The 11,157-nt window shown below is 69.9% G+C and carries 10 protein-coding genes and 1 pseudogene; 10 read left to right on the forward strand and 1 reads right to left on the reverse strand.

Annotation, left to right across the window (positions count from 1 at the left end; genetic code table 11):
• The 6 genes and pseudogenes from NA4_RS34630 to recN all read left to right on the forward strand — a co-directional run.
• Nucleotides 1–715, forward strand: a pseudogene (locus NA4_RS34630) (tetratricopeptide repeat protein); the annotation flags it as partial.
• A gap of 323 nt (nucleotides 716–1,038) precedes the next feature.
• The gene (locus tag NA4_RS34635) at nucleotides 1,039–1,929 is read left to right on the forward strand and encodes an HAD-IIA family hydrolase (RefSeq protein WP_067479707.1); all 891 of its coding nucleotides are present in this window, start codon (nucleotides 1,039–1,041) and stop codon (nucleotides 1,927–1,929) included.
• A 13-nt stretch (nucleotides 1,930–1,942) separates the two neighbouring features.
• Nucleotides 1,943–2,248 carry a hypothetical protein gene (locus tag NA4_RS34640; protein ID WP_245671724.1) on the forward strand — a complete coding sequence of 102 codons (306 nt, stop codon included), beginning with the start codon at nucleotides 1,943–1,945 and terminating at the stop codon, nucleotides 2,246–2,248.
• A gap of 1 nt (nucleotide 2,249) precedes the next feature.
• Nucleotides 2,250–3,071: a TlyA family RNA methyltransferase gene (locus NA4_RS34645; RefSeq protein ID WP_067479711.1), complete on the forward strand. Its 822-nt coding sequence runs from the start codon at nucleotides 2,250–2,252 to the stop codon at nucleotides 3,069–3,071.
• On the forward strand, nucleotides 3,068–4,027 hold the full coding sequence (locus tag NA4_RS34650) for an NAD kinase (RefSeq protein ID WP_067479728.1): 960 nt from the start codon (nucleotides 3,068–3,070) through the stop codon (nucleotides 4,025–4,027). The genes NA4_RS34645 and NA4_RS34650 overlap by 4 nt, the downstream gene beginning before the upstream one ends.
• The gene (recN, locus tag NA4_RS34655) at nucleotides 4,005–5,789 is read left to right on the forward strand and encodes a DNA repair protein RecN (protein ID WP_067479713.1); all 1,785 of its coding nucleotides are present in this window, start codon (nucleotides 4,005–4,007) and stop codon (nucleotides 5,787–5,789) included. The genes NA4_RS34650 and recN overlap by 23 nt, the downstream gene beginning before the upstream one ends.
• 3 nt (nucleotides 5,790–5,792) lie before the next feature.
• Here the strand turns inward: recN and NA4_RS34660 are convergent, their stop codons facing one another.
• Nucleotides 5,793–6,212, reverse strand: coding sequence for an SRPBCC family protein (locus NA4_RS34660; RefSeq protein ID WP_067479716.1), 420 nt, complete (start codon nucleotides 6,210–6,212; stop codon nucleotides 5,793–5,795).
• Between the two features lie 169 nt (nucleotides 6,213–6,381).
• Here NA4_RS34660 and steA point away from each other — a divergent pair, with 169 nt between their 5' ends.
• The 4 genes from steA to NA4_RS34680 form a co-directional block, all read left to right on the forward strand.
• Nucleotides 6,382–7,593, forward strand: coding sequence for a putative cytokinetic ring protein SteA (gene steA / locus NA4_RS34665; RefSeq protein ID WP_067479722.1), 1,212 nt, complete (start codon nucleotides 6,382–6,384; stop codon nucleotides 7,591–7,593).
• Between the two features lie 13 nt (nucleotides 7,594–7,606).
• Nucleotides 7,607–8,551, forward strand: coding sequence for a copper transporter (locus tag NA4_RS34670; RefSeq protein ID WP_067479725.1), 945 nt, complete (start codon nucleotides 7,607–7,609; stop codon nucleotides 8,549–8,551).
• A gap of 234 nt (nucleotides 8,552–8,785) precedes the next feature.
• Entirely contained in the window at nucleotides 8,786–10,507 is a 1,722-nt protein-coding gene (pyrG, locus tag NA4_RS34675; RefSeq protein WP_067479726.1) for a CTP synthase, read from the forward strand.
• A 75-nt stretch (nucleotides 10,508–10,582) separates the two neighbouring features.
• Nucleotides 10,583–11,157: NUDIX domain-containing protein (locus tag NA4_RS34680; RefSeq protein ID WP_084497721.1), on the forward strand; the 575-nt coding region annotated here is incomplete at its 3' end.

The raw sequence follows: 11,157 nt of genomic DNA on the forward strand, positions 1-11,157 counted from the left end.
CGGCGGCGGCCGGTCGCCGGATCGGCGTCCCCCGCGGCCGGAAGAACCCGACCTGCCGGAGGACCTCCAGGCCACCGATCTGGACCCGGCCATCCGGCGTGACCTCCTCAGCCTGGACAAAGGCAATGCTGAGACGGTCGCGCGCCATCTTGTAATGGCTGTACGACTCATTGACGACGATCCGGGTTTGGCCCTCGCACACGCGCGGGCGGCCCGGCAGCGTGCCGGTCGGATCGCGGTCGTTCGCGAGACCGCGGGGGTCGTGGCGTACCACGCCGGTGAGTGGGCGGAGGCTTTGTCGGAGTTGCGGACGGCACGCCGGATGTCCGGCGGTTCCGGCCTGCTGGCCGTGATGGCCGACTGCGAGCGCGGTCTCGGCCGACCGGAACGCGCGATCGAACTCGGCCGCAGCGACGAGGCGCGTGCCCTGCGCGGAGACGAGGCCACCGAACTGCGCATCGTCGTCGCGGGCGCACGGATGGACCTGGGCCAGTACGACCAAGCGGTGGTCACCTTGCAGACGTCGGACCTCGACCCGTCCCGCACCGGTTCGGCCGCGGCCCGCCTCTTCTACGCCTACGCCGACGCCCTGGTGGCGGCGGGCCGGACGGATGAGGGCCTCACCTGGTTCCTCAACGCCGCATCAGCCGACCTGGACGGCGAAACCGACGCGGAGGAACGCGCCGCCGAACTGACCGGCGACACCGACCTCTGACCCGCGATTCGGGCAGTGCGCTGCCGGGCGTCGGCGCGACCTCCAGTTAGTTCGGTACGGTCGATTCGAGCTGGTCGGTTCCGCGCCAAGGTCTGCCGATATCGCCGCCGCGGCGACCGGATCGCTGTGCGGGATCGCGGTCGGCAAGTTGCTCTGTGGCGCTTGTGATATGGGCCCGGCGAGTGGCCGACGCCACGTCATTCCAGTCAGCCGTCTGGCGTAATGTTCGAGTGTCTCGGACTCGCCGAGCGGCTGTGCTGCCGGAGAGCCCGGCGGTATGCGAGTCGGCACGGCGCCGATCGGTGACACGGAGTGAGAGTGGTGTGAAGCGACTACGGGATCGCTACCGAGCCCTGCTGCTGGATCTGGACGGCACGCTGTATCGCGGACACGAGGTGATCGAGGGCGCGCCGGAGGCGTTGACGGCGAGCGGGGAAGCGGCCCAGCGGCTGGTGTACGTCACGAACAATGCCAGCCGGGGATCGGCGGTCGTGGCCGCGCACCTGGCCGATCTCGGCTTTCCGGCCTCCGCCGATGACGTGGTGACCAGCGCCCAAGCGGCCGCCCGGCTGCTGGCCGAGCGACTCGACCCCGGCGCACAGGTGCTGGTCGTCGGCACCGACGACCTGGCCGCCGAGGTGGACGCGGTCGGGCTGCGCTCGATCCGGCGTTTCAACGGCGCCGCACCGGCCGCGGTGGTACAAGGCCATTCACCCCATACCGCATGGCCGGACCTCGCCGAGGCGGCCTACGCGTTGCGCGCGGACGCACTGTGGGTCGCGGCGAACACCGACAAGACTTTGCCGAACGAACGTGGCCTCGCGCCGGGCAACGGTGCGATGGTCGCCGCGCTGCGGGCCGCGTCCGAGCGGGAGCCGGTCGTGGCCGGCAAGCCGTACCCGCCTCTGCTGGAGGACGCGCTCGTCCGGGCGAACTCCCGCAGCGCACTGGTGGTCGGCGATCGGCTGGACACCGACATCGAAGGCGCCAACCGCGTCGGCCTCGACGCTCTGCTGGTGTTGACCGGCGTCAGCACCCTGGACGAGCTGCGCGAAGCGCCGGACGAACGGATCCCCACCTATGTCTGCGATTCCCTCGACGCTCTCAACCACGCACCTGTCGACCCGCAGCCCGATGCCGACCTCGGTGAGGTCCTTCGGCGTAACCCGGGACGAGCTGTGACGGTCCGCGCGTCCGGTTCGGAAATCCGATAGCGTTGACGCCACGATGACAACTCCTACGCCCCGTCCGAACGTTCCCGGAGCGCCCGCCGGTGGGCATGGTCCCCGCCCCGGGGTCCCGTTGCCCGGTCAGCATCTGGGTGGGCAAGGACGCCCGGAGCCGGCCGACCCGGAGCGGATCCGCGGCGAGGTGGACAGTCTGCTCGCCGAGCTCGAGCGACCCGGCTGGAGCGGGGCGGTGCCCGCCGCCGATAGTGCCGAAGCCGGTGTCGACATCACCCGGCGCGCTCGCATTCTGGAGCAGGCGCATGACGTGCTCGTACAGGCACTGGCCACGGTGGACAAGATCTGAGGTGGCCAGACGCACGCGGGTGGACGCGGAACTGGTTCGCCGCGGATTGGCGCGATCGCGAGAGCACGCGGTCGAGCTGATCGGTGCGGGCCGCGTCCTGATATCCGGAACGGTCGCGGTGAAGGCGGCGACCGCCGTCGAGGCGGGCACGCCGCTGGTGGTGCGCGAGCAGCTCGACGAAGTCTCCTGGGCCTCACGCGGGGCACACAAGCTGCTCGGCGCGCTGGAACGGTTCGAGCCGGACGGATTGTCCGTCGCGGGCAAGCGCTGCCTGGACGCGGGTGCGTCGACGGGTGGTTTCACCGACGTGCTGCTCAGTCGGGCGGCGCGGGAGGTGGTCGCGGTCGACGTGGGCTACGGGCAGCTGGTCTGGCGCCTGCGCAACGACGAGCGCGTGCGCGTCCTCGATCGAACCAACGTGCGGAACCTGACGCCCGAAACGATCGGCGGCACGGTGGAACTGGTGGCGGGCGATCTGTCCTTCATCTCGCTGGGCTTGGTCCTGCCCGCGCTGGCGGCCTGCTCGGCGCCGGGCGCCGACCTGTTGCCGATGGTGAAACCGCAGTTCGAGGTCGGCAAGGAGCGCGTCGGCTCCGGCGGCGTCGTCCGCGATCCCGCGCTGCGTACCGAAGCGGTGTGCGCGGTCGCTGCGGCCGCCGCGGAGCTCGGCCTGCGTACCGCCGGCGTTGTGGCCAGCCCACTGCCGGGCCCGTCCGGCAATGTCGAATACTTCTTGTGGCTGCGCAACGACGGGCAGTTCGAATACGACCGCGAGCTGGTGGCGGCGCTGGTCGAGCGTGCGGTTGAGGAGGGTCCACAGTGAACGCGCCGGCCCAGCCCTGCGGCCGGGAGATCTTGCTCGTGTCCCACCCGGGGCGGGCGGAAATCATCGAGACCGCCCACCGAGTGGCGAAGATCTTCGCGGACGCGGGCATCTGCCTGCGAGTGCTCGCCGACGAGGCGGACAGCACCCGATTCGAGGCCGAGCCGGGCGGCTATCCGGTGCGCGTGGTCGCGCACGGCCCGGAAGCGGCGGTCGGCTGCGAGATGGTGCTCGTGCTCGGCGGCGACGGAACCTTTTTGCGCGCCGCCGAGCTGGCGCGTCCGGCTGCGGTGCCGGTGCTCGGGATCAACCTGGGGCGCATCGGATTTCTGACCGAGGCCGAGGCCGAGCACCTGGACGAGGCGCTCGCCCAGGTGGTGCGGCGTGATTACACGATCGAGCACCGGATGACCATCGACCTCACCGTCCGCATCGACGACGAAGTGGTCGAGAGCGGCTGGGCGCTGAACGAGGCGAGCATCGAGAACGCCTCGCGCATGGGCGTGTTGGAAGTGGTGCTCGAAGTGGACGGCAGGCCGGTGTCGGCGTTCGGCTGCGACGGCATTCTGATCTCCACGCCGACCGGATCGACCGCCTACGCCTTCTCCGCGGGCGGCCCGGTGGTGTGGCCGGAACTCGAAGCGCTGCTGGTGATCCCGAGCAACGCCCACGCCCTGTTCGCGCGGCCGCTGGTGACCAGCCCAAATTCGCGGATCGCGGTCGAATCGGTGGCCACCGGACACGATGCGATAGTTTTCCTGGACGGCAGGCGCACGCTCGCACTGCCCAGCGGAGGCCGAGTGGACGCGGTTCGCGGCGCCGAGCCGGTGCGCTGGGTGCGGCTGGACTCCGCACCGTTCGCCGACCGGATGGTGCGCAAGTTCCAATTGCCCGTGACGGGCTGGCGTGGCCGACGGCGAACGGAGAGCACACGTGCTGACAGAGATCAGGATTGACGGCCTTGGCGTCATTTCCACGGCGACCGCGCAGTTCCATGCCGGACTGACCTGCCTGACCGGCGAGACCGGCGCGGGCAAGACCATGGTGGTGACCAGCCTGCACCTGCTCAGCGGCGCCCGCGCGGACGCGGGCCGGGTCCGGCTCGGCGCGTCCCGCGCCGTGGTGGAGGGCCGATTCACCGTCGAGGACCTCAACGACGCCGCCCGGGGCGACGTCGCGCAGGTGCTGGAAGCGGCCGCGGCCGAGCAGGACGACGACGGCAGCATCATCGCGATCCGGACGGTGGGCAGTGACGGGCGTTCCCGTGCGCATCTGGGCGGACGCGGCGTGCCCGCTTCGGTGCTGGCCGATTTCACCGCGCCCTTGCTGACCGTGCACGGCCAGAACGACCAGCTGCGGTTGCAGCGCCCCGACCAGCAGTTGTCCGCACTGGACCAGTTCGCCGCCGACGCGGTGGGCCCGCTGCTGCGGAAGTACCAGGCGCAGCGCCGATCGTGGCTCGACGCGCGCGCCGAACTGCTCGAACGCACCGCGCGCAGCAGGGAATTGGCGCTCGAAGCCGAACGGCTCGAGCACTCGCTGAACGAAATCGACAGCATCGCACCCGAACCCGGCGAGGACGTGCGCATCGTCGACGAGGTCCGCAGGCTCAGCGATCTGGACTCGTTGCGCGAGGCGGCGGCGACCGCGCACGACGCGCTGGCCGGACCGGCCGACACGCCTGAAGAGGGTTCCGGCGCACTGGAATCGCTCGGCGCCGCACGCGCCCGCATCGAAGGGGCCGACGACCCCGCGCTGGTCGCTCTCGCGCCGCGCCTGGCCGACGCCATCGCGGTGGTGGTGGACGTGACCACCGAGCTGAGCGGTTATCTCTCTGATCTGCCTTCCGATCCGGGCGCGCTGGATTCGCTGCTCACCCGGCAGGCCGAGCTGAAGACGCTGACCCGCAAGTACGCACCCGATATCGACGGCGTGCTGGCCTGGGCGCAGCAAGCACGGGCGCGGCTGGGCTCACTCGACGTCTCCGAGGAAGCGCTGGCCAAGCTGGCCGCCGAGGTGGATACCGCCGCTGAGCGGGTGCGGGAGACGGCGAAGAAGCTGAGCGCGGCGCGGAGCAAAGCCGCGGGCAAGCTGGCAGCGGCGGTGAGCGCCGAGCTGGGTGGTCTCGCGATGGGTAAAGCGCGTCTCGAGGTCGACGTGCGGCCGCTGCTCGCCGGGTCGCAGGACGCGGCGCCGCTCACCGTCGACGGGCAGGAGTTGCATGCCGGGCCCGCGGGCATCGATGAGGTCGAGTTCCGCCTGTCCGCGCATTCGGGCGCGCAGTCGCTGCCGTTGAGCAAGAGCGCGTCCGGCGGCGAGCTGTCCCGGGTGATGCTGGCGCTCGAGGTGGTGCTGGCCAGCTCCGATCATGGCGCGACGATGGTGTTCGACGAGGTCGACGCGGGTGTCGGCGGCCGGGCCGCGGTCGAGATCGGTCGCAGACTGGCCCGGCTGGCGCGCACTCACCAGGTCATCGTGGTGACTCACCTGCCGCAGGTCGCCGCGTTCGCCGATACCCATCTCGTGGTCGACAAGTCCGACGACGGGAAGGGCACCGTCAACAGCGGCGTCCGCGCGCTGACCAACGACGAGCGGGTCATCGAGCTGGCCCGCATGCTGGCCGGTCTCGACGACACCGAGACCGGCCGGGCGCACGCGGAGGAACTGCTGGCGACGGCGCGCGCGGAGAAGGCGGGCGCCACGGCGGTGACGCGCTGACGATCAGCGCACCGCTTTCCGCGCACCGTTCATGAACACGCCGATCAGGTTCTTCAGGCCGAGTTCGACGACCTTGGCGGGCACGGGAAGCTTGGGGTCGGATTCCATCGTGTAGGAGACCAGGGTGCCGTTCTCGGCGTCGGCGAAGGTGACGATGCCGACGTGTCGCTTCACCGGCGCGCCCTTGACGACCTTGTACTCCATCCGCTCACCGGGAACCAGCTTGGTGATCTCCTCGGTGACGCCGACCGCGCCGACGCCGATCAGGTGCTGGGCGCCGACGCCTTCGCGTTCGGTCCGGCCTGGCTTGGTCAGCTTGACCTGGACCGGCAGATAGGGACTGATGCTCTCGCGGTCGGCGAAGAGCCGGTACACGACCTCGCGTGGGGCGGGAATGACGGCGTCGACGGTGGTGCTGGCCATGGTTCTCCTCTTCGAGTTACCTGTGACGGGCAGCATATAGGTACTTCGCCGACCGCTCGGTGATCATGTTGGGCGCGTCACAATCGGGGCGGGTGTAGTCGGTAGCTGCTCATTCGCTATCTCGGCGCGCCTCCACCAATGGTTGAGGGTTTGCCGCCATCATCGGCGCATGAAAATGCTGGCGCTGTTGTCGAGGAACACCGAAACACTGCCGGGTCTGACCGGGACAGCCCGGGTGGATCGCAACACCCGGCGACTGCTCGGGCGCGTCGGCCCGGGTGACATCGTCGTGCTCGACGAGATGGACCTCGACCGGATGACCGCCGACCGGTTGGTCGAGGCTCGGGTGGGCGCGGTGATCAACACCTCGCCTTCCATTTCGGGCCGCTATCCCAATCTGGGCCCGGAAGCGCTGGTGGCCAATGGAATCCTGCTGCTGGACACAGTGAGTTCGGATGCGTTCAGCAAGATCAAGGACGGCCAGCGGGTCCGGATCGACGGAGGTGTCGTCTACTCCGGCAAGCTGATCAAGAAGGAGCCGGAGGTCCTCGTCGAGGGCATCGAGCTCACCGAGTCCGCCATCGCGGAGCGGATGATCGAGGCGCGCAACGGTCTGGCCGATCACCTGGAGGCGTTCGCCGGCAACACCATCGAGTTCATCCGCATGGAGAACGCACTGCTCATCGACGGTTACGGCGTGCCGGAACTGGATCTGGTGATGAAGCAGCGGCACGTGGTCGTCGTCGCCGACGGCCCGGACCACGCCGAGGATCTGCAGCGGATCAAGCCGTTCATCAAGGAATACGCCCCGATCCTGATCGGCGTCGGCCGTGGCGCGGACACGCTCAGGAGGCGGGGTTACCGCCCCGATGTCATCGTCGGCGACCCGGACGAGATCACCTCGGCGACCATGAAGTGCGGCGCCGAGGTGATTCTGCCCGCCGACACCGACGGCCACGCGAAGGGACTCGAGCGCATCCAGGATCTCGGCATCGGCGCGACGACCTTTCCCTCGTCGGGTTCGGCCGCCGATCTGGCGCTGCTGCTGGCCGACCATCACGGTGCGGCGCTGATCGTCGTCGCGGGCGCTCCGGCCTCGCTCGACGACTTCTTCGATCGCGGGCGCCGCCACAGCAACCCGGCCACGTTCCTCACCAGGCTCAAGGTCGGGACCAAACTGATGGATGCGAAGGCCGTCGCCACGCTGTACCGGAGCCGGGTGTCCGGGATCGCCGTCGCGCTGGTGGTGCTCGCCGCGCTGGTCGCGGTGATCGTCGTGCTGCTGGCCTCCAACCGCGGCGCGGACGTCACGGACTGGGCCGTCGACAACTGGAACCGCTTCGCGCTGTGGGCGCAGGCGCGCGCCGGTTCGTGGGAATAGCCGAGGGAGAACGATGATCACGATCCGCCAGCACGCCATCTCGATCGCCGCGATCTTTCTGGCGCTCGCCATCGGCGTGGTGCTCGGCGCGCAGACGCTCGCCGCCGATCTGCTGTCCGGCTTGCGGGCGGACAAGGCCGATCTGCGCCAGCAGGTCGACACGCTCGGCGATCAGAACCGGCGGCTGGCGGATCAGGTCATGTCCGCCGACCGGTTCATCGCCGGGTCGTCGGGCCGCATCCTCGGCGGTGCACTCGCCGACCGCGGCGTCGTCGTGTTCACGACACCGGATGCCGATCCCGGCGACGTCGAGGCGGTGACGAAAGCGCTGGAGACCGCCGGTGCGGCCGTGACCGCCCGGATCGCGTTCACCGACGCTTTCGTCGACGCGACCGAGGGCGACCGGATGCGCACCGCCCTCACCAACGTGATCCCGGCGGGGGCGCAGCTGCGTACCGGCGCGGTCGACCAGGGCAGCATGGCGGGTGATCTGCTCGGCCTGGTGCTGCTGCTCGACCCGGCCAACGGGCAACCCCGGAGCACCCCGCAAGAGCTCGGGTTGGTGCTGGAGACCTTGCGCGGCGGCGGTTTCCTCGCCTACGGCGATACGCCGGTCCATCCGGCGCAGCTGGCCGTGGTGGTCACCGGAAACGGCGTCGGCGCCGCAAGGGACAGCGTGGGCGCGAATACCGCTCGCTTCACCGGCGCCCTGCGCGGCCGCGGTTCCGGTGTGGTGCTGGCCGGTCGCGCCGGCGCCGCCGAGGGCGAGGGGCCGATCGCCGTCGTCCGTGCCGACGCCACGCTCGCCGCCCAGGTCAGCACGGTCGACAACCTCGAAAGGGACCTCGGCCGCGTCACCACGGTGCTGGCGCTCGACGAACAGCTCAACGGCGGAGCGGGGCGATACGGCACCGGCGCCAAAGCCACGTCGCTCACATTGGCCGCCCTGCCGGGTTGAGTAGCCGTGCGGCGGCACAGCCGGTCCGCGGCAGCCGAGGTTCTACCGCGGACCGGCTGTTTCGACGGGTTGTTTCGATGCCAGGGCAGCGCCGCGTGACAATGCGTCGGCGGGCTCTGCCGCGACGCGCTTCACAGTCGGGGTCCGCATGCTCTGAACAACAGCCCGGCGATCGGTGGGCAAACGGGCGTGGCATTCGAACGGACGGGCGGATTCGTGTTACCGTGAAGACCCGTGGGTCAAACACGGATTCAGGCGCGAACGGCCACGAAGCACATCTTCGTCAGCGGTGGTGTCGCCTCCTCATTGGGTAAAGGTCTTACCGCCTCCAGCCTCGGGCAGCTGCTGACGGCACGTGGACTGCGCGTCACGATGCAGAAACTCGACCCGTACTTGAACGTCGATCCCGGCACCATGAACCCCTTCCAGCACGGCGAGGTGTTCGTAACGGAGGACGGCGCGGAGACCGATCTGGACGTCGGCCACTACGAGCGATTCCTCGACCGGGACCTGTCCCGGGACGCGAATGTGACCACCGGGCAAATCTATTCGTCGGTCATCGCCAAGGAGCGCCGCGGCGAATACCTGGGCGACACGGTGCAGGTGATCCCGCACATCACCGACGAGATCAAGAACCGCATCCTCGCGATGCGGGGTCCGGATCTGCAGGGGCAGACGCCGGATGTGGTGATCACCGAGATCGGCGGCACGGTCGGCGACATCGAGTCGCAGCCGTTCCTCGAGGCCGCCCGCCAGATCCGCCACGACGTCGGCCGGGACAACGTCTTCTTCCTGCACGTGTCGCTGGTGCCCTACCTCGCCCCCTCGGGCGAGCTGAAGACCAAGCCGACCCAGCACTCGGTGGCCGCGCTGCGCAATATCGGTATCCAGCCCGACGCGCTGATCCTGCGCTGCGACCGGGAGGTCCCGCAGGCGCTGAAGAGCAAGATCGCGCTGATGTGCGACGTCGAGGTCGATGCCTGCATCTCCACCCCGGACGCGCGGTCGATCTACGACATTCCGCGCGTGCTGCACCGCGAGGGCTTGGACGCCTATGTGGTGCGCAGGCTCGGCCTGCCGTTCCGTGACGTGGACTGGACCGTGTGGGGCGATCTGCTCGAGCGGGTGCACTCGCCGCGCGAGACGGTCGAGGTCGCGCTGGTCGGCAAGTACGTCGACCTGCCCGACGCGTATCTCTCGGTCACCGAGGCGCTGCGCGCGGGCGGGTTCGCCTCACGCGCCAAGGTGAACATCCACTGGGTGCCCTCCGACGCGTGTGAGACACCGGCGGGCGCGCAGCAGGCGCTGCGCGACGTCGACGCCGTGCTGATTCCCGGCGGATTCGGCATCCGCGGCATCGAAGGCAAGGTCGGCGCGATCCACTACGCGCGCACCCGCGGCATCCCGCTGCTCGGTCTGTGCCTCGGCCTGCAGTGCATGGTGATCGAAGCCGCCCGCTCGGTGGGTCTGGCCGAGGCCAACTCGGCCGAATTCGAGCCCGGCACACCGCATCCCGTCATCTCCACGATGGCCGACCAGGAACAGGCCGTTGCCGGTGAAGCCGATCTCGGCGGCACCATGCGCCTCGGCGCCTACCCCGCGACGCTGGCCAAGGGCTCGGTCGTCGCCCAGGCCTACGGCAGCGAGCACGTCTCGGAGCGGCACCGTCATCGCTACGAGGTGAACAACGCCTACCGCGACAAGATCGCCGAGAGCGGGTTGACGTTCAGCGGCACCTCGCCGGACGGACATCTGGTCGAGTTCGTCGAGCTGCCCGCCGACGTGCACCCGTTCTTCGTCGCCACCCAGGCGCACCCCGAACTGAAGAGCCGCCCGACCCGGCCGCACCCGCTGTTCGCGGCGCTGATCTCGGCGGCGCTGAAGTACAAGGCGGCCGAACGGCTTCCGGTGGACATCCCCGGCGAAGAACTCGCAGGTGCCACCGAAAAGGCGTAGCGGCGTGCGGGTCGTGCCCGCGGGCGGCGGTCCTCGGCACCGGGGAGTGCCCGCTCCTGCCGATAAGGTCAGGGCATGACCGACGACCGGGCCATGTTCACCGGAGGCGCTGCCGGACCGGGCAGCCACGAATTCGAGATCGTATCCAGCCGGACCGTCTACAGCGGCGCCATTCTGGCGTTGCGGCTCGACCAGGTGTCGATGCCGGGCGGGCGGGTCGTCGAACGCGAGGTAGTCGAGCATCACGGCGCCGTCGCCGTCGCCGCGGTCGATGCCGACGACAACGTGGTGCTGATCAACCAGTACCGCCACCCGATCGGGCAGCGGCTGCTCGAGCTGCCCGCCGGTCTGCTCGACGTGCCCGGCGAGGACCCGCTGCTCGCCGCGCAGCGCGAACTGGCCGAGGAGGCCGGCGTGGCGGCGCGAGAGTGGTCGGTGCTGGTGGATGTGATGCTGTCGCCCGGTTTCACCGACGAAGCACTGCGGGTGTACCTGGCGCGGGATCTGTACGAGACCGACCGGCCCGAGCCGGAGCTGGAAGAGGCCGACCTCGAAGTGGTTCGGATGCCGGTCGACGCGGCCGTGCGGGCGGCGCTGGCGGGCGAGATCGTCAACGCCACCGCGGTCGCGGGCGTGCTCGCGCTGGCGGC

The sequence above is a fragment of the Nocardia amamiensis NBRC 102102 genome, from assembly GCF_001612745.1.
Lineage (GTDB): Bacteria > Actinomycetota > Actinomycetes > Mycobacteriales > Mycobacteriaceae > Nocardia > Nocardia amamiensis.